Origin of the sequence: Bradyrhizobium sp. BR 1432, assembly GCF_051547705.1 — a bacterium.
GTDB lineage: Bacteria > Pseudomonadota > Alphaproteobacteria > Rhizobiales > Xanthobacteraceae > Bradyrhizobium > Bradyrhizobium zhanjiangense.
In genome coordinates this window covers 3213901-3232311 of record NZ_JBPUGF010000003.1, presented here as the reverse complement: position 1 = coordinate 3232311, position 18411 = coordinate 3213901, and the positions used below count along the sequence as shown (strand labels likewise).

The 18411-nt window shown below is 59.9% G+C and carries 18 protein-coding genes, 1 tRNA gene and 2 pseudogenes; 6 read left to right on the top strand and 15 right to left on the bottom strand.

Annotated elements, in window-relative coordinates:
* Nucleotides 1–8 precede the first annotated feature (8 nt).
* The 4 genes and pseudogenes from ACSKB8_RS15375 to ACSKB8_RS15360 form a co-directional block, all read left to right on the top strand.
* Nucleotides 9–383: a response regulator gene (locus tag ACSKB8_RS15375; protein ID WP_438110543.1), complete on the top strand. Its 375-nt coding sequence runs from the start codon at nucleotides 9–11 to the stop codon at nucleotides 381–383.
* 51 nt (nucleotides 384–434) lie between these two features.
* Nucleotides 435–1047: pseudogene (locus tag ACSKB8_RS15370) on the top strand (LysE family translocator).
* A gap of 750 nt (nucleotides 1048–1797) precedes the next feature.
* A complete protein-coding gene (locus ACSKB8_RS15365; protein ID WP_438105015.1) occupies nucleotides 1798–3006 on the top strand; it encodes a GGDEF domain-containing protein in 1209 nt (402 codons plus the stop codon).
* A gap of 34 nt (nucleotides 3007–3040) precedes the next feature.
* Nucleotides 3041–3661: pseudogene (locus ACSKB8_RS15360) on the top strand (peptidoglycan recognition protein family protein); the annotation flags it as partial.
* An 856-nt stretch (nucleotides 3662–4517) separates the two neighbouring features.
* On the opposite strand, the gene rpoH reads toward ACSKB8_RS15360, so the two are convergent.
* Nucleotides 4518–5417 (bottom strand): RNA polymerase sigma factor RpoH, encoded by a 900-nt coding sequence (rpoH, locus tag ACSKB8_RS15355; protein ID WP_091896948.1) that lies wholly within the window; start codon nucleotides 5415–5417, stop codon nucleotides 4518–4520.
* Nucleotides 5418–5634: 217 nt separating this feature from the next.
* A complete protein-coding gene (locus ACSKB8_RS15350) occupies nucleotides 5635–6642 on the bottom strand; it encodes an RluA family pseudouridine synthase (protein ID WP_438105013.1) in 1008 nt (335 codons plus the stop codon).
* Between ACSKB8_RS15350 and ACSKB8_RS15345 the strand changes: the two genes are divergently transcribed.
* Nucleotides 6641–6985, top strand: a complete 345-nt coding sequence (locus ACSKB8_RS15345) for a hypothetical protein (RefSeq protein WP_438110542.1) — start codon at nucleotides 6641–6643, stop codon at nucleotides 6983–6985. The two genes, ACSKB8_RS15350 and ACSKB8_RS15345, sit on opposite strands and share 2 nt — an antisense overlap.
* A gap of 224 nt (nucleotides 6986–7209) precedes the next feature.
* A tRNA-Glu gene (locus ACSKB8_RS15340) sits at nucleotides 7210–7284 on the top strand.
* Between the two features lie 107 nt (nucleotides 7285–7391).
* Here ACSKB8_RS15340 and ACSKB8_RS15335 read toward each other — a convergent pair.
* The 13 genes from ACSKB8_RS15335 to ACSKB8_RS15275 all read right to left on the bottom strand — a co-directional run bounded on the left by ACSKB8_RS15335 (nucleotide 7392) and on the right by ACSKB8_RS15275 (nucleotide 18393).
* Nucleotides 7392–8351, bottom strand: coding sequence for a lysozyme inhibitor LprI family protein (locus tag ACSKB8_RS15335; protein ID WP_438105012.1), 960 nt, complete (start codon nucleotides 8349–8351; stop codon nucleotides 7392–7394).
* 12 nt (nucleotides 8352–8363) lie between these two features.
* Nucleotides 8364–8693 carry a tyrosine-type recombinase/integrase gene (locus tag ACSKB8_RS15330; RefSeq protein ID WP_438110540.1) on the bottom strand — a complete coding sequence of 110 codons (330 nt, stop codon included), beginning with the start codon at nucleotides 8691–8693 and terminating at the stop codon, nucleotides 8364–8366.
* Nucleotides 8627–9391, bottom strand: a complete 765-nt coding sequence (locus ACSKB8_RS15325; RefSeq protein WP_438105011.1) for a hypothetical protein — start codon at nucleotides 9389–9391, stop codon at nucleotides 8627–8629. Before ACSKB8_RS15325 ends, ACSKB8_RS15330 begins: the two co-directional genes overlap by 67 nt.
* A 445-nt stretch (nucleotides 9392–9836) precedes the next feature.
* Nucleotides 9837–10856: a phage major capsid protein gene (locus tag ACSKB8_RS15320; RefSeq protein WP_438105009.1), complete on the bottom strand. Its 1020-nt coding sequence runs from the start codon at nucleotides 10854–10856 to the stop codon at nucleotides 9837–9839.
* Entirely contained in the window at nucleotides 10853–11449 is a 597-nt protein-coding gene (locus ACSKB8_RS15315; RefSeq protein ID WP_438105008.1) for a hypothetical protein, read from the bottom strand. The genes ACSKB8_RS15320 and ACSKB8_RS15315 overlap by 4 nt, the downstream gene beginning before the upstream one ends.
* Nucleotides 11450–11807: 358 nt before the next feature.
* On the bottom strand, nucleotides 11808–12041 hold the full coding sequence (locus tag ACSKB8_RS15310; RefSeq protein WP_438105006.1) for a hypothetical protein: 234 nt from the start codon (nucleotides 12039–12041) through the stop codon (nucleotides 11808–11810).
* Nucleotides 12042–12054: 13 nt separating this feature from the next.
* A complete protein-coding gene (locus ACSKB8_RS15305) occupies nucleotides 12055–12663 on the bottom strand; it encodes a hypothetical protein (RefSeq protein ID WP_438105005.1) in 609 nt (202 codons plus the stop codon).
* A 96-nt stretch (nucleotides 12664–12759) separates the two neighbouring features.
* Complete coding sequence (locus ACSKB8_RS15300; RefSeq protein WP_438105003.1) at nucleotides 12760–13218, bottom strand: hypothetical protein; 459 nt, start codon at nucleotides 13216–13218, stop codon at nucleotides 12760–12762.
* Between the two features lie 545 nt (nucleotides 13219–13763).
* Nucleotides 13764–14369 carry a hypothetical protein gene (locus ACSKB8_RS15295; RefSeq protein WP_438105002.1) on the bottom strand — a complete coding sequence of 202 codons (606 nt, stop codon included), beginning with the start codon at nucleotides 14367–14369 and terminating at the stop codon, nucleotides 13764–13766.
* A gap of 457 nt (nucleotides 14370–14826) precedes the next feature.
* Nucleotides 14827–15417, bottom strand: coding sequence for a hypothetical protein (locus tag ACSKB8_RS15290; RefSeq protein WP_438105000.1), 591 nt, complete (start codon nucleotides 15415–15417; stop codon nucleotides 14827–14829).
* 52 nt (nucleotides 15418–15469) lie between these two features.
* Nucleotides 15470–16189 (bottom strand): hypothetical protein, encoded by a 720-nt coding sequence (locus tag ACSKB8_RS15285; RefSeq protein ID WP_438104998.1) that lies wholly within the window; start codon nucleotides 16187–16189, stop codon nucleotides 15470–15472.
* A 349-nt stretch (nucleotides 16190–16538) separates the two neighbouring features.
* The gene (locus tag ACSKB8_RS15280; RefSeq protein WP_438104997.1) at nucleotides 16539–16793 is read right to left on the bottom strand and encodes a hypothetical protein; all 255 of its coding nucleotides are present in this window, start codon (nucleotides 16791–16793) and stop codon (nucleotides 16539–16541) included.
* A 337-nt stretch (nucleotides 16794–17130) separates the two neighbouring features.
* Nucleotides 17131–18393, bottom strand: coding sequence for a DUF5906 domain-containing protein (locus ACSKB8_RS15275; RefSeq protein WP_438104995.1), 1263 nt, complete (start codon nucleotides 18391–18393; stop codon nucleotides 17131–17133).
* Between the last annotated feature and the right edge of the window lie 18 nt (nucleotides 18394–18411).

The following is an 18411-nucleotide window of genomic DNA, read 5'->3' as shown; positions in this document are numbered from 1 at the left end:
AGCCGCTGATGGGACAGGCGCAACCATTTCGTGCAACAGCGCTGATCGTTGAAGACGACGTCATGCAGCGGGAGATGCTGAGTCTTCTTCTCGAAGAGAGCGGCTACCAGGTCATCCAGTGCGAGAGCGCCGAGGACGCCGAACGCGTCCTCGACCAGAACGCCGGCGCGCTTTGCCTGATGCTGACCGACGTCCAGCTCGCCGGAAGCATGAACGGGGTCGAGCTCGCGCATGTCGCCAAGGAGCGCAATCCCAAGCTCGACGTCGTCGTCACCTCCGGCCGTCCCTTGAAGCAGCCCTTGCCTGCCGGCGCAAAATTCTGGGCAAAACCCTGGGCACCGCTCGACGTGCTGCGCGAGGCCGAGATCGCGCAGCTGTCCTGACGGCTATTCCGCAGGCTCGCTTTCTCGTCGCGAGCTGATAAGGTCGGCCCAATGACCTGGTCCTTCCTGCTCACCTCGCTCATCGTCGTCGCTTCGCCCGGCACCGGTGTGCTCTACACGCTCGCCGCGGCGCTCACCCGCGGCTCGCGCGCCAGCGTCGCCGCGGCCTTCGGCTGCACGCTGGGCATCGTGCCACACATGATGGCGGCGATGCTCGGCCTTGCCGCGGTGCTTCACACCAGCGCGCTCGCCTTCGCCGCGCTGAAATGGTGCGGCGTCGCCTATCTGCTCTACATGTCCTGGCAGGCGCTGCGCGAGCGAGGCGAGCTCGCGGTCGAGGGCAAGATCGCGGAGCGGTCGATCGGCCGCGTCATCGTCACCGGCTTCCTGATCAACATCCTCAATCCCAAACTGTCGATCTTCTTCCTCGCCTTCCTGCCGCAGTTCATCGCGCTGGATGAGGCCCATGTGCTGGCGCGGATGCTGGAATTGAGCGGCGCCTTCATGGCGATGACCTTTGCGGTGTTCGTCGTCTATGGCCTCTGCGCCGCCTCGGTGCGCGAGCGCGTCATCTCCCGGCCCCGCGTCATGGCCTGGCTGCGCCGCAGCTTTGCCGCCGGCTTTGCCGCGCTCGGCGCCGAAGCTCGCGTTTGCGGAGAGGTAGACTTCCCTTCACCTCTCCCCGCTTGCGGGAGAGGTCGCATCCCATCGTAGATGGGATGCGGGTGAGGGGGTACAGGTCTCACGGATATCTCATGCGCGGAGAGGCCCCTCACCCCACCCTCTCCCCGTAAGAACGGGGAGAGGGAGTGAAAGAGCGGAGCCCGGCAACGCGCAAATAAAAAAGCGGGCCTTGCGCCCGCCACCTTCACTTCGTCTCGACCCTTCCCGACGCCCGGGCGGAGCGAGGCTCCACCCGGGCAAAGAAAAGAAGCCGCGTTACTTCTTCTTCGCCTTCTTGGCCTTCTTCGCCTTCTTCTTCGCCGCCTTCTTCGCTTTCTTAGCCATAGTATCCTCTTAGGGGTTAATGGTGGAACGCGACACGAGGGATGCTCGGCGGAGGGCCAGCCTCGCAACATCCTCGGCGATAAGCTCAGCAGATTCGCAGGTCTCTGCCCCGCGCCGTCACATCCGTGTCATCCTGTTATCCACAGCTCAGATGCATTTTCAGGTGATTTTGGTGCGCGAATCCGCATCGCCGCGCCAGCGCGGCATCGCCGGCGACAGGCTTAACGATCCGACAACAGCCGCGCGCCGTTCATGAATCCAAAACCAAAGGCGCGTTTTCGGGGATCGCAGTGAGAACTCCGTTAAGCGCAACCGCCGCATTGTTCCCCGCAAGAAAACGGGGATGGGTGATGGACGGACGGCTGCCGGGGACGGGGGGCGCGACGCTGCGTGTGCCGCACGCGCCATGCTGAACGTACCGACATTGTGGATGGTCTTCGTCGTCAACTTCCTGGCGCTCGGCGTGATCTGGGCCTACGTGACGCGCTCCTATCCGAAATTCGCAGCAGCGCGGTTCTGGATGGCTTCGTCCTTCGTCGGCGCGGCTGGGGCGATGACGGCCCTGATCCGTCTGTTCGTCGCCTCTCCCCTGCCGCTTCTGCTCGGCGCTGGCGGCGTCATTGCCGCGAGCTGCCTTGCCGCCATGGGCATTCAGCGCTTCTATGATCGGCCGGTCTCCTGGCGCCTCATGACCGCAACGGGAGGCTTGAGCCTCGGCGGCGTCGTGGTCTTCATGGTCGGCTTCGAGCACATGCAACTGCGCATGCTCAGCTACACGCTCGGCCAGGCCCTGCCGCTGGTGCTGGCGCTGCGTCTGTTGCTGTCGCCGGAGGGGCGCGTCAGCCCGGGCGCGCGGCTATCCGGCATCGTCATCCTCACCATCATCGCGATCCTGCTCGTGCGCACGGTGGGCAATCTGCTCGGCCATGATCTGTCGGCGCGCGCCGGTGGTCAGGCCCATGCCGTGATCGTGCTGGGGCTGCTGTTCCTGTCGATGACGCTGAATTTCGGTTTCCTGCTGATGGCGATGGACAGCTTGCGCAACGAGGTTGCCGACCTCGCGCTGCTCGACGATCTTACCGGCGTCGCCAACCGGCGGCATCTGCTGCAGCGCCTGACCGAGGAATGCGCCCGCTCGGAGCGCGGCGGCGCGCCGTTCTCGCTGCTGGTGATCGATCTCGACGGCTTCAAGACCATCAACGACACCCATGGCCATGCCGCCGGCGACGCCTGCCTGCGGCACTTCACCTTGATGGCGCAGACGCGGTTGCGGCCCGGCGACATGCTCGCCCGCACCGGCGGCGACGAGTTCTGCATCGTGCTGCCGTCGTCGTCGCTGCGCGAGGCCGCCGCGATCGCCCGCCGCGTGCTCGAGGTCTGCCGTCAGGACGCCGCGACCTGCACCGGCGGCGACATCCCGATCGCGATCTCGATCGGAGTCGCGCAGTGGGACCGCGGCATCGGCCAATTCCCGGACCGCCTGATCGCGCATGCCGACCACGCCCTCTACGCCGCCAAGAAAAACGGCAAGAACGATTTTGCCGTCTACGATCCGGCGCCGCCGCTCTCGCCCGAGCCGGTCGGTCCCGGCGAGCCCGTGCGCAACTTCGCGTAGAGGCGTGCTACATCACGGTCCGCATTGGATCCGCATCATGATGTCTCGCCTGTTCGCGGCCGTTCTCGCCGCTCTGTTTCTGACAGCCCCCGCCACCGCTGAGGACGCCGAACTGGAAAAATTCGCGCGCGCCTCCGGTACGCCCGACATTCCCGGCCTGAAGATCGTGTGGCTGGCGCCATGGGGCGACGTCGGCAGCGCAAACCCCTGGCGCAACATCATCGTGCACCAGACCGAAGGACCGGCGGGATCGGCGCGCGGCGGCGCGCTGGCGCAGGCGAAGAACCCAACCCGTCGCGGCGTCACGGTGTGGGTCGAGACCGACGGCACGGTCTATTGGGCGGTGGCGGAGAATTTGGTGCCGTCCCATGGCGACGGCGCCAACCGCAACGACAACAAATACATCGACAACAGGCCGACCTATCGCCAGGTCGTGCGCGACAATTCGATCGGCGTCGAGTTCGCCGGCAATTATCCCGACGTCGCGGCCGGCCCGACCGAGGCGCAGGTCGCGGCCTGGAAGATCCTCGTCAAGGTGCTGCGCGCGCGCTACGGCATCACGCTCGACCACGTCTATGCGCACAACTGGATCGACTACAAGGATGCCCGCTATTGCGAAGGCTGCTGGCTCGCCACGCTGGCGCGGGTTTGGGGGAGTAGGGTTGCCTGTCATTCCGGGGCGCGCGCAGCGCGAGCCCGGAATCGATTCATCCACCAACTCTGCGGCCTGATGGATTCCGGGCTCGCGCCAAGAGGCGCGCCCCGGAATGACGGGAGCCAGCTAAACCGCCTGCGACATCCAGCCGAAAAACCGCCGGATCAAACTAGGCCGCCGCGGCAGCTCCGGCGGATCATCGACGGCCAGCACGCGTTTGAAGAAGTAATCCAGAAACACCATGTCGTTCGGCTCGGTGACGGTGAATTGCTCCTCGCCGAAGAACACGCTGTAACTATAGAAGAACGGGCCCATGAGCGGGATCGTCGCTGTGCCCGCATAATCCTTCGAGATCACGAACTCCGACGGCTCGAGCCCGTGCTCGCGCATCGCCCGCTCGACCAGCGGCAGCTTGCGCATGAACTGGGCTTCGAAGCCGCCGACGGTGGATTGCAGGATGATCGACACGGTGTCCGTCCAATCGATGCTGTCGGTCCGACAGTTTTGGGTCGGCTGACCGGCAACGCGGGTTCAAGGCAGGCATGGTTCTACGTCGGGCTTAGGGAGAGGGAAATGTGATGGCCATCTCACTCGCCGCTGTCATCGCCCGGTTCAACCGGGCGATCCAGTATTCCAGAGGCGTGCGTTCAAGATCTCGCTCTTGCTATTGGCGCTGCGGCGTACTGGATGCCCCGGTCAAGCCGGGGCATGACACCGAGTGTGGGGCTGTGCTTCGCATCATTTCGGCGACGTTTGCGCATCGCTCAAACGATGCATCGATCCAACAAAAAGCCGGCGTTGCCGCCGGCTTTTGTCTCACTTCGATCCGCCAATCTCTCTGGCGCCGTAATGCCGCTCAGTGCGCGGCTTCCAGCGCGGCTTGTTCCTGTCTTGCGATCGTGCCCTTGACCGCGGACTGCACCTTCTCGAAGGCGCGGACCTCGATCTGGCGGACGCGCTCGCGCGACACGCCGAACTCGGCGGCAAGGTCTTCCAGCGTCATCGGCTCATCGGCGAGGCGGCGGGCCTCGAAGATGCGGCGTTCGCGCGGGTTGAGCACGCCCATGGCGCCGTTCAGCGCGTCACGGCGGTGATCATACTCCTCGTGCTCCGCCATCAGGGCTTCCTGGTTCGGCGTATTGTCGACCAGCCAGTCCTGCCATTCGCCGGCTTCGCCGTCGTCGCGGATCGGCGCGTTGAGCGAGGCGTCGCCGCCGAGGCGGCGGTTCATGTCGATCACGTCCTGGTCGGTCACGCCCAGCCGCTTGGCAATGGTCGCGACCTGGTCGGGGCGGAGATCGCCTTCGTCCAGCGCGTTGATTTTGCTCTTCGCCTTGCGCAGGTTGAAGAACAGCTTCTTCTGGTTCGCGGTGGTGCCCATCTTCACGAGCGACCAGGAACGCAGAATGTACTCTTGAATCGACGCCTTGATCCACCACATCGCATAGGTGGCGAGACGGAACCCCTTCTCGGGTTCGAATCGCTTCACCGCCTGCATCAGGCCGACATTGCCTTCCGAGACGACCTCGGAGATCGGCAGGCCGTAGCCGCGATAGCCCATGGCAATCTTGGCCACGAGGCGGAGATGGCTGGTGACGAGTTGGTGCGCCGCGTCGCGATCATCATGCTCGCGCCAACGCTTGGCGAGCATGTATTCCTGCTGGGGTTCCAGCATCGGAAACTTGCGAATCTCGGCGAGGTAACGGGAAAGGCCGGATTCTCCATTGAGGACCGGCAACGTAGCGGTACGGGCCATAGTGCGCCCTCCAAAAGGTTCAGGCCCCCGATAGCGGCGGGCCAGGCAGACGACCGCTGTGTCAAAGCCGGCCGGGCTGCGATGTTCCGCGTTGGTCATTTCCAACACAGGCGCAATATACCCCATCGGGGGTCAAAAGGGAAGGATTGCTGACGTCACGTCCCCGTGTGGCAGCTATAACTTTTTGTAATGTAACGCTTTTCTTAAAATGGCTGCGTCATAGCGCCGCTTTCAGGCAGCTTTCGAGGAGAAGCAAATCCTCCGGCAGGGGCGCCTCCCAGTGCAGAAGTTCTCCCGTCCTTGGGTGCTGCAATACCAGCAGGTATGCATGTAAGGCCTGCCGCCCCAACGCCGCCAAAGCGGCCTGCGACTGAGGCCCGAGCTGGTTCGCCTTGGTCTTGAAATGCGGGCCATAGACGGCGTCCCCGAGCAGGGGATGGCCGATATGGGCGAGGTGGACGCGGATCTGGTGGGTGCGCCCGGTCTCGAGTTCGCAGGCGAGCAGGGCGGCGACGCCCTTGCCGTCGCGCCCATCAAAACTCTCCAGGATTTCCCAATGCGTCACCGCCTCGCGGCCGCCCTGGCGTACCGCCATCTTCTCGCGGGCATGCGGATGGCGGTCGATCGGCGCATCCACCGTGCCGCGATGCCGGTTCGGAACGCCCCAGGCAAAGGCCATATAGCCACGCCGCATCTCGCCGGTGCGGCCGTGGTCGGCGAATTGCTCTGACAGCGAGGCATGGGCGAGGTCGTTCTTGGCCACCACCATCAGCCCCGTGGTGTCCTTGTCGAGCCGGTGCACGATGCCGGGCCGGCGCACCCCGCCGATGCCCGAGAGCGAAGCGCCGCAATGGGCGATCAACGCGTTCACCAGCGTGCCGCTCTCGTGGCCGGCCGCGGGGTGCACGACCAGGCCCTTGGGCTTGTTGATGACGATGATGTCGTCGTCCTCGAACACGATGTCGAGGGCGATATCCTCACCCTTCGGTTCCGCCGGCGCCGCCTCGGGCACGTCGATTGTGATCGTATCGCCGGATGCGACGTGATAAGCGGGGTCGCGGACCGCGGAAGCCTTCAAACTCACTGCGCCCGCCAAAATCAGGGCTTTCAGCCTCGATCGCGACAGGTCGGTGAGGTGCGCCGCCAGCACGCGGTCGAGCCGGGCCGAGCCCTCGTCGCCGGCGACCACGACCTCCAACCTTTGCGCAGAGCCAAAATTGTCCATGACGACGTCTGATACCGCTATTCCCGAACCGACCCCCGAGCAGGCCGCGCTGTTCGCGCGGGTGCGGCGGATGATGTTGATCGCGGGGTTGACCACGGCGCTGGCGATCTGCGCCGTCCTGATCGCGGTGGGCTACCGCCTTTTCAAGTCCGAGGGAAGGGCGGTCGAGGTGGTCAGCGACGTCACCGCCACCCTGCCGAAGGGCGCCAAGATCGTCGCAACTGGCGTGGCCGGCGACCGCGTCGTGGTCACGCTGGACGTGGGCGGCGTGATCGAGATCCGCACCTTCGATGCCCACACATTGAAGCCGGCCGGAAAGCTGAAATTTGCCAATGAGCCGTGAGGCGGCCCGGATGCCAGCCTCCATCGTCGTCCCGGCGAAAGCCAGGACCCATAGCCACCGAATCCAGTTGCGTGAATGAGATCGTGGCCGCGATTTCATTCAAACACGACCATTTGGGGTAATGGGTCCTGGCTTTCGCCAGGACGACGGCCGAGAGAGGACCTTTGAAACCCCCAATCTCACCTTGCCGCCGGCAAAATTCGCGGCTATGTCGTACCCCTCACGCTCCCTTCGTCTAGCGGTTAGGACGCGGCCCTCTCAAGGCTGAAACAGGGGTTCGATTCCCCTAGGGAGCGCCATTGTGTTTTTCAGCCCTTGATATAGCTGGGTTTTTTTCAGATTTTCGTCCCACTCGGAAATCAGGTGGGACAGCCATTGTTCATCTTTTGAACCGAGCGCAGTCGGGTCAAATGATTTCGCGGAGGTAACTTTCGAGACTCCGCAGTCTATCCATGTTGATCGACGTTTCTCGGCCCATCAGTATAACTGGCCGCCCGGAGCCCGCAGGACCCCACAAGGCGGTAGTTTGAAAGTTCGCCTCGCGATTGCGCCAAGCACGCCAAGATCGTTGAGCTTTACGGAAGTGATCGAGATGGACAGGGTCGGCCGCTAAGCGGGTTTCGATAGCTTGCTCCAGTCTAGTGATCGCCTTTTCGCTGTTTTCGAGCCGGCTTCGCTGGTTCACATTGTTGTCGTACGTTGATTTCGCGCGGAGTTCAGGAATAAACATCGCGAGCGACGACGAAACATGCCTCATGTATTCGATTGCAGCGTGAATAAAGAGCGACACCTCCCGCTTCGAAACTAACGCACTCAATTGGTCATCGTACGCCAAGTGGCGCGGCGAGCCGTGCACCAACTCGCTGCGCTTCTTGAACAACGCGTTCAGCTGCACTTCAATGATCCGCTGCGACAAAGCTCCCCTCTGGAAAGCTTTCTTCATCAGATCAGCCCACGACAATTGAACGCGCGCTAAGACAGATAGCCTCGCCTCCTTGGTTAGATCGTTCAGTGTGCCGTCGATCTCATCAAATGACGAAAAGTTTCGGCTCATCGCGACGATGTCACCAATGGAAAATCGATCCACATGAGCCTGCAGGATCAAGCTGTAGTTGATCTTGAGTTCTCGCAGCAGCTTCGCATCGGGATTGATCCGGTCTGCTGAGTAATCGATCAGATGCTTTATCAGCGAACGAGCGAACCACTCTAAACATGTGGCGACGTTCACTAACGCGAGTGGCCAAAGCTCAGCATTCTCATGGCCCTGGACAATTGCGTTGAGTTGCCGGAGTCGCCTGATGCAGATTTGAGGCCCTTCATTGAGATCGTCGGAGGAAGCCACGAGCTTCCAATTCACAGGCGGCACCGTGTCCCCCCTCTAAAGTTTTCGCAGCGCCGAGTCAGCCATGGCGGATCGGCGCGCCTTTGCGGTGTAACGCTCCACCTCTTCCAAAGATCGGTGGCCACCGACTGCCATGATCTCGTGCGGCGTCGCTCCCCGTTCAGCAAGCCTAGTGAGCGTCGCCTTGCGAATGCCGTGTGCTGAGCAATGGGGAAGATCGGCTTGGCGGCACCAATCCTTGAATTTGTTTCCAAACCCATTTGCCGTGAAAGGCTTTCCGAACTCGGTGAGTAGAAAGGTCATTTTTCCGTTGACCTTCGCCGCAGCGATGCTCTCCGCAAGTGTTGGGTGTAGCGGAATATCAATGTCAACGGGATTGCGGTGCTCGTTTTTCGCTTGGCGGAAGTGGATGCGTCCATCTCGGACGTGTTGTCGGCCCAAGCGTGGGCATCCTCGCGGCGCCCGGTTGTATATCGAAGTAGGTCGAAAGCTAGCCGCGCCTGCGATCCGAGCGGGTGTCGTTTAAGATACTTCTCCATTTCCTCGTCGGTCCAAGTGTGATGTCCGTCCGATCGGTATTTAAGTTTTTTAACTCCGATCGTCGGATTGACCGTCGTTTCCTCCGCCTCATTCGCCCATGAAAACAACGCGCGCAGCGCTTTCAGCCGCTGGTTCGCGGCGGCCGGCGTCTCGGCCTTCGCGTCGCGAAGCTTGCGAACGTGGCGCGCCTGCATCGTCGCGACTTGCTTGGACCCGTGGTCCTGCGCAATTTCGTCGAGCGCGCGGCGCTGCCAATTGCGGGTGCTGACATCCAGCGCTTTGTAGGCAGCGCTCGAATAGTAGCGGATGCACAGATGGCGGAACGATCCGCGCTTTGCCTCGGCGGCCTGCCGCAGCGGCGCCTCGTCAGCGGTCGCAATCGCCGCCTGATATTCTTCCATGAACTCGGGAGTGCCGGGCAGGGCGCGGATGCGCACCTTACGCTTGCCGGGGGCGCGAACGTAACAGCGAACGTTGCCGTGACGGTCAACGTCCTCGCAAATGTACTTAAGCGCCACACGCATGCTCAGCGAAGGTCCCTGTCCCATTCGTTTTCCCCGTCATCGTCGAGTGCTGTGAAAGCGCAGTCAAGCTGTTTGAGGTCCCAAATCACACGTCCCCTAATCCTTTTGGGGGGTGGCATTTGGCCGTCAGCGACCATTTTGTCGAATGTCGAGGGGCTAACCCCCGCCCATTCAGCGGCCTGCACACGCGACAAGCCTCGCGGCGGCAACGAAGGCGGCAACGTGCTGCCCCGGCGCGCGGGTGATTTCTCGTCCAGCATGATTCAACTCGAAATAAAGGAAATGCGGCCATAACGATCCTTGGCCCCGACGTGCGGAGCCGAGAATGGGCGGGGAGGATCGCTTTCGGCGAGGACGTGGCCGCTCGCCCTACAGGAGATTGCCCATTCACGGTGGCGCGGGGCCGCACTAGGGCGGTCCCGCACGATTGATGTGAGCGCGTGCCTTATGCGCCCGAATTCAGGTAGGTCCCGCGCCAGTCTTGCACTGCGCAGCCAACGTCGAGCACAGCGCGGAATTCGACGCCGAGCACGTCCCAACCTTCTTTCAAGTCGATCTGCGGCCCCTCGCGGCCTGCAAGATAGGCGATGACGATCGTCGCCAGTTGGCTCGGATCAGCGAAAAGCCGCCACGCGTTGCCGGTCAGGCGAGGTTCGACCTGCACCGTAAGTTTGCCGCCGAACGGATTGACATCGACTTCGGAGGTCGGATTGATGATCGCGACAACGCGATCCGCCTCGGTTTCCTTGGCGCTTCCGACAACCAGATGACGCGGCACCACGTTGAGCGGAGTCTTGCCGTCGATATCGAAAACGTTGCGCAGTGCCTTCCGGCCGTCGCCAAGCGCATCGCTTGTGATCGCACTTCCAGCCGCCGCCTTGTTCCCCCGCGCGGCTCCATAAAGCGGATTGCCATCGCTCAGCTTCGCCCCATCACCGGAGTTGGCCAACAGCAATCCAGCCAGGAGATCAGCTTCCGTTGATGCGGCGGAGCGCCCGAATGCGGCCGACGCGTCGGCGAAGGCGCCGAGGTCATCATTGACGATCGCATTCCGCGAGATCGAAAAGATTTTGGCATAAGTATCGACGGCAAAGCCCTCGTTAGCTTCCGCCCGACTCCCGTGCTTGATCTCACCATTTTGCAGAACCTTGTCGAGGCGCGGCGCCTCGCTGAGTCGCAAGATCGACACCGGACGGAAATCAGTCACGGTGCGCCGGCGCGCGAGGTTTTTCAGCGGCGTTTGCGCGATCTGATAGGCGTCGGCCAACACCCGGTTGCCCGCGCTGGAAAGCAGGTATGGGAAGTCGGACGTTGAATGTCCCCGCGTCAAGATACGGTCAGCCAACCTCGTCCGATCGGCCCATGACACGCGCTCGCCGCTTGCCTCCAAGATCATAGCGCCCATGTCCAGCATGGAACGCCCCACCAACTCGACGGCCGCGCCCGTGGGCACCTTGCCGGTCATCTTGGCGTACAGCGCATCGCTGATCGACCGGCTTCAGAAAGTTCGGGATTGTCGAACGTCTCATCCCCGCTCGTGCGCGTCGGATTGGTGCGCGTCCGGTTGGCATCGCCCGCCAGCCGCTCGAACACGCGATTGCGAAAATCGTCCATCGAGCCGCCGGCGCCAACATGCTGGCGCACGAAATCAAGCCCAATGCCCGCGCGTTCCGCAAGGTCGTAAGCCTCGCGCACCTCGCGATCAGACATCACGGGACGCGATGCGCCACGCTGCGGCGACTGGCCGCTCGGTTCGGTGGTTTCGTGGTTGTTTGAATTGTAAGTAATTTCCGGGTCCATCCGGTTTCCTTTCACTGATGTGTTGAGAGTCGTGTGCGCCGAGCGGATCAGCGCGTCGGCGTCGGCGGGAACGGAAACAAGGGAAGCTTCCAACAACTCCCATTTGTCCGCGCGCCAGATTTCGGCATCATCCTCGATGCCGAACTCGCGTCCAAACGCGGACGCTATAGCCAATCGAAATCGCCGAGACTTCGCCGCGTGCGACCATACCCTCGGCTGATCGTCCCGCGTCCGTTTCGGAGAATTGGATACGGCCAAGCAGTTTTCCGCCCTCGATCCACGCATCGGTGATGACGCCCAAGATGGCTTCAACCGAGGATCGGTTGTGGCTGTCGAGCAATCGGACTTGCCCGAGCGCCACGCGGCGGAGGTCGATCGCGTCCGGTGCGATCGACAATTCCTCAAACGCTTCCGAATCTTGGGATGCGTGCACCGATGGACAGGACGGCGATAACTGTTCGCGATTTCGGATTGTAAGTGCTCGCCGCGAACCGGGCGGCGATGTCCTCGCTAGCTAGGCGCACGGCAATCACGCCGACTCGAAATGGCGTGCGTACGCCAGCGTTCGCGGCCGGCATAGGCCGGCGCGTTGCGTCGATCTGTGTCATCTTGATCCTTAGTGAAGCGGCCGAGCGGGCGAGAGATCGGCCAAAGCCGGCACGCTTTGTGTTATCGCGCGGAACATAACGGTGAGCGCGAAAGTGAGAAAATCATAGGGCGCGCCGAGTTGATCGGTGAGATGCTCGACCGTCATCGGCTCGCCGGCCTGCAAGCGCGCATCCATCGTCGCGCATCGCTGTTCAAAGTTGGCCGGCAAATCCACATTAGGTGCCTCGGAGGCAGTGGCCATGGGGAGCCCACCGCTACTTCTCGTTCAACTCGATCCCCAGTTCGGCTGCGCGCTTGCGGAGCCGGCGATCGGCGGCCGACACGTTGCACATGGTGATCCTAGCCGGGTCCGAATCCGGATACTGAACCTGATCGCGACCGATCGACTCGGAAATCTCACCCATGATTGTTCCGAGCGAGCCAATATAGTGCATCTCTGCCCAATATTCTTTCGGGCCGAAACCGGTCAAGGGCCAGGAGCCACGTGGTGCGCTCCCCCACGTGTTACGCGAAGCCGTGACCGCGAACCAGAAATCTTGGGACGAACCGTTGCCGGCGGCCTCGTACGCGAGAAAGGATTGCGCAGCCATCGTGTACATGGACAGCCGAAATGCCTCGTTCATCGGCACCCCTGAATTGTCGCTCATTTGCCGCGCGATCTCGACTTCCAGCGCATCGGCAAAATCAAACCGTTTCTTGAAGCCGGTTGCCTTGGGTGCAGGATCATTCAGAACAGTGAGCATGTTCTCAGCCGTCATCTGATGCAAATCGGCCAGTTGCTTAAGGGTCAGGCCGCCGCCCCTTGCATTAGTCATTCTCTCTACCTCGCTATGGGTGTGAAAAAGAAAAACCTCGGCACGCATGATTTGCTGCGGCCGAGGTTCGTCGTGATGATAGTCAGTATGGAATGCTCTCGCGTATGCGGCAAGAGAGGATTCATGTCGGGTACCCGACTTCTCCTACTCCGAAAGCAGGTGAAATTTCGAGGCCGCAACATGCATCAGAGCCCCCCGAAGCCGTTCGAGCGTCAAAGTTTCGGTCTTGCTGTCCGCTTTCGAAAATAGTCGTTCGGCCGTTTCCTTGGTCGTCAGATCATCGACGAGGATGAAATCCAGAACCGTTGAGAAATACGGACTGAGACCTTTTCGGAGATCGTTGATCTCCTTTCTCTGATCGATTGAACGAACGATCGCTGCATCAAATCGGGCGGGGTTGAGCGAGCTATCCACCTTTGAGTTAGGTGTTCCGGTCAAGGAGGTCGACTCAGTCCCGGCCGTCATGATGGAGTAGTATCGTTTCGCCGCCGCGATCATGATCATCGCCTCGCGCGAAACCCGAGGGCCGAAAGCCTGGCGATCAATCAGCATTTGCAGGGTCGAGGTGTGACGCTGCCGCTTCTTCAGTATCGAATTGGACATGGGTCCTGACTGGCCAACGTTAATGCGAGATGAAACTTGGCGCGGGTTGCCTCGTGCTTTTGCTGGGCGCGCGCGTCACTGTGAATTCGCCGATCTATTTCGGTGTCTATCCCAGTGTGCGTGTGTAAGAAAAATGGCGCGATCTCACCTGTATCTTCATTGATGAAACTCGCGAATCGGACAGATGCGTCTGTGTTCGTCATAGGAGTTAGACCTTTCGAGTTGTCATCCATCGGCGCAATCGGGCCGAAGGCCGGGCACTAGAATCTTGTTCGAAGAAAGTGGACGCGCTTTCAAGCTTTCCACTCTGGGCAACGCAGCCTGCTAGCGGACAGTGAGACCGCTCAGGTCGAAACGCTGCAAACTAAGGAGAAGATGTAGCTATTCGATTCGGGTTTACGCACCGACCATTTCTGATTTCTCAGAGCCGCGCAAGCTTAGGCGCATGCAACCAAAGGCTAGCGCATTATGCGCTATGTATTTGTATCGTACGAAACAAAGCGCGCCGGCCTTTAAGTAGCTGAGGTAGGGAAGAAACCGCTGCCCTACGAGACCGTCCCGGCTTTGGTATTGGCTTGCCGAGCTTGACGACGCGCGTGCCGCTTTTGCCAGTACTCCGATCGTTCAACCTGAAATGACTTCATGTTCAAGTAAATTTGCTGCGTCGCATCTGCGAGCATGGATAACGTTCGCACTTGGTTGAATCCGGAAAATTGAGCATGCTTGCCGCCGAGCGTTTTCCAAGCGCTTGAAATATTATGATCCATCGTTAGTTCGTGGGAAGTCAGGAGCAATACCGGATTGGTTGGTTCTCCGTGAACGTTAACGCGTCTGCCCCAAGCTACGAATCGTCGCAAAATACTGATCTCAGGTTGCGTAAAATGATCGCGCAAGACAGCAATCACTATCACAGCCTCCGGCAGTTTTTCGGCCACGGACCTAAGTTTCGCTAATTCGTCCTTAGTTATCAGGTCGCCTTGGCCAAGCGATTTTGCTTCTCCGATCACAAGTTGCGGGGGGCGTTGCATGTCATTTAATCTGTCGTCACTGTGCCAAGCGATGAAATCCACCTCGCGTGCGATCCCATCAAACCTTAAGTCCATAGCGGTTGAAAAAGTCATCCGATCCATTGAGTTGATCGCGTGGCTCACAACGCGGAGCGCGAGAAGGGCACTGTAAGAACCTCTTCCGTAGTCGGGCGTTGAGAAAGGGCCAACGACACGATAACTCCAATTGCCAGTTTGGCTACGGAGTTCGGCTTGTGGAAACTCGTATGGGTTCAGGCAGCGTTCGCAGGTCAATCGATAATCGGCCGCTGTTAACGAAGTCCAATTTGTGGCCCGGCACGTTGGGCAGTCCGTTTCCAGACCTAACCGTATGACGTTCGCGTCGGTGAAATGTTTTAACTCCGGGCGACGAAGAGTTCTTGGTTTCGCTTTGCCATAAGATCTCGCCAATCCTTGATCGAGGCAGTGCGAAGTTCGAAGCTCTCCTCGATGGCATTGTCTTCAATGCGTCTGCGCCGTAGGCCGCCAGCCATCTTGTTGAGCAGCCGCAGCGTATTGATTTCGGCTGAGCATGCCGACCCTGTTTAGTCCGCCCAGGTGCTCAAGCATCTGCTTCGCAATCTGGCCGGGCTCGGAGAGGTTGGGCAGTCACCCCATACCGTTCGAGCGAACCGATGATCGCTTCCTCAGACCGAAGCAACGAAACATATTGTCCGAGGTTTTTGAATTGCTGAGGATAAACCCATCCCTCTGAGCCTATCGGTATTTGCTCCCCACCCATGCCAAGGCGTGGCCAAGCGCGATCGAACGTGTTGAACGGAAGTACGGTCGCGGCGTTCTGATGCCCGTAGCTCGAAGGCTTTAGCACATTTACCCACCTATGATGGTTGCCGCCGTACCGGCTCGAAAGCTTGGGCACCAATGGTTCAAAGATCGTCCTCAATCGCGCTTCGTCGTCTTTGACGACTAAGTCCATCTGCTTTTCATCGGCTGTCACTTGCAGTCGTGTGTCACGATGTACAAAGGGATCGTGGCGATCAATCCAGATCGGATTTCGCCAAAGCTTCATCACTAAAGCTCCGGCAGGAAGGTCGCGTTTTAGCTTTCCTACAAGACCCTCGGCCGTCACTTTGCTTATTGAGCGACTAAACTCGATTGTTGCGTTGTGCATAACGCCGTTGGGATTTCCCACGACCGGACGGTGCTGAGACTCTACAAATGCGGAAATATAGTCTGACAGCGTCTCAAACCAGTCTAGGGGAATTGGCAGGACTCGATTGGGTTCGAAGTTTTAAATTCCAAACATCGATTAGGTCTGTCGCGCGGGTCGGATCAAAAACAAACAAGACAGGATCGTGATGCCAATACCGTTGCGCGTTGAGTTGATAATGCGTGGCACGGAGCGGTGTTTGCGACCCTTTCTGGAATACCCGTTTCCAAGTTTCCGGCGAAGCCTCTGCCTGTTCGGGTTTGTAAACGTCTGCATACGCGGCCGTAACGTAGGACAGGTCAGCTGAAGTGGGGAACGCGCCGAAGATGCACTCAACAAGAGCGTTGCCGCGCTGAGGTTTGACGCGTACGCAATCGCCCTTGTCCCGCAGAACAAATCGTTGCTCTGATTCGTAGATGTGCCGAAACACATCGATCATATTCAGTCCGAACGTTGGTTCCGAGTAGCTGCGGCCATCCCGAGCTTCGAAAAGCTGTTCCAAGGTGATAGCCTGCGGATGCATTGCGTGTTGTTCGCGAATCCCCGCGATGCCGGCTTTCTCAAGCAAGCCTTCCTCTGCCTCAACGTAGACGTCCGGCTCAAAGAAGCGGACGTAACCCTTCGCGACCGCCGGACCCTTGAAGCGTTCGTAAATTTCAGGCTTCCATTCGGGCGGCGGCCGATTGAAAACTGGAATTATCGGATTGTACGCTCCGCCCCAAAGGCAGGTGCACGCGCGCATGATCGCGCGCACAGAGGTCAGGTCTGACGGCCGAACAAGGAATCCGATGCGAGTTGGCCTGAGCCTAATTTCGCTCACGAGCTCGGACACAGGTTACGCCCAGCTCAAACGTTGGTGAAGCATTGTGCCTCCTTGTCGATCTGGCGATGGCGCCGGCAACGACGTGCCAAAAGTCTTGAGCTGCAACACAATGCCTCTCTCCAGTAAGGCGATAACAACTGCACGGAATTCCGCAGTACGCAACCGACGCGGGATGTCTGTCAACCTTGTCAACCCAGTTTTTTTAGGTTCTGGCTTCCGCTTAGTTGGGGCGCGCTTGTGCCGTAGGGAGGTGGGGTCCGGGAAGGACCCGCGCATTGGCCTAGAGTTTCCCCTGCCGGATCATGCGCGAGATGGTCCGTCCGTTGTCAGTTGCTCCCCACGAGAGACGCCCATCAAGGTCAGGGTGGACGATGCACCGCGCGAGCTGATGTCGCACGATGTCTTTCAATTCCTCGTCGGCCAACTCGCTGGCACTCATGTAACAATCAAACATCACGAGCGAATTCAGCACGCCGCGCTGTCTGATGGTCATCACCCTTGCAAAGTCGATCTGTGTTCTGGTTGGCTTAGCCACTTTAGTCTCCATAAAAGAAAACGGCCCCGCGTGCCGAGGTGTCGCCATGGACACCTCGGCAGCAGAGCCGTTTGGTTGTTGTGAGTTTGCGTCTAGGGAGTCTAGGCACCTGAACGGGGCCTAGACGCGAGAAACCCCTAAAAATAAGGGTCGGTCTAGGATGTCTAGGCAGTCTACGGGAAAAGAGGAAGTCAGAAACAAAACGGCCGGCCTCAAGCTGAGACCGGCCTACAATTTTGCCTACACGCGCGCGACCTAGACTCCCTAGACAGCCTAGACCGACTTTTGATTTGATTGATGAATTTGCGTCTAGGCAAACCCGCCTAGCCTAGACCGTCTAGACCGGAGCATCGTCATCCGGACTTGCGTACTGCGCTCGCTCGCCCTCTCCCGGCGGGAGCGCCGGCCAATCGATCGGTTGGCCGACGCACTTATCGAATGCGTTTCGACATTCGTCAAGAGAAGGCATTGAATAGCACCACGTTCGTTTGACAACACCGGGCTCTCTTTCAACAGAGGGCCGAATATCCCCGATGCCGGGAACAAGCTTCTTAAGTCGCTTGCCGAAATCAGCGCTGCTACGCTTACGGCCAATGCCCATGCGAGACGCATCCTTCAGATACTCCGCGTACAGGTCATCCCTAACAACGGTCCCGCGCCAGGCGTCGTCACCGTGGAGCCATGATCCCGCCCAAAGCCGGTTGAACACAAAGTCATCGATTGGATCGAGCGAGCGCAGCTTTTGATCGAGCAACGCCTTTGTTTGCGGAATGCGCCAGATATTGAACTTGCTGAGATCGAACGACAGGAGTTCATGGAGTAGCTTTTCGCGACCGCCGGCGTCCAATTCCTCGTACATCTCTGCGAAATATTCGTTGTTCTGCTCGGCGTAGGAACCAACGTCGAGCACAAAAAATCGCCGCTCGTCGCCGGTTGCGGGAACAACCCAATCTTCATTGGATGTCATGATGACGCGCACGCGGTTTTCCATTCTGATCGGATCGACGCCCTTGGACTCGATCATTTGGATTCGCGAAGTGAGCAAGCCTTTAAGCCTGCCTTCGGCGGCCTTGTCGCCCGCCCACATCGCTTCATCGGCCTGCAACAGCAAGCAAGTCGCCATGTGTGCGTTGAATTGTCCCGTGAGGTATCTCGCATCGTCCACCGGGAAATAGTGAGGCGCGAACAGTGATCCCAAAACCTCGCCGACAACAGTCTTACCGGTGCCCTTCCGACCGCGCATCACCAAGGCGATGCCCGGTCGCTCCCTCGGCCGCTGCACGAGGTGGGCCATCCAGCCGAGGAGATACCGGTAATATTCGTCGTTATCCCGGCAAACATTGACGCGGAGATGGTCCAGAAATCGTCCGCAACGGCCTTTAGGGGACGGAGTGACGCTGAATCCGCGCCAGAGGTTGAGATAGTTTGGCGTGCTGGCGGCCCCGTCCGGATTGGGGAAAAACTCCACGCCGTCATATTGCCGGCGATCCGGGTGTTGGTGCCAAGCCTTCGCCCAGGTCACCGACCTGATCTTGCCGTCGCTCCCCACAACCTCGGTCTGGCGGTTCGCAAACCATGAATTCATGGACTCGAAAGACATCAGCCGCACTCGGTCATT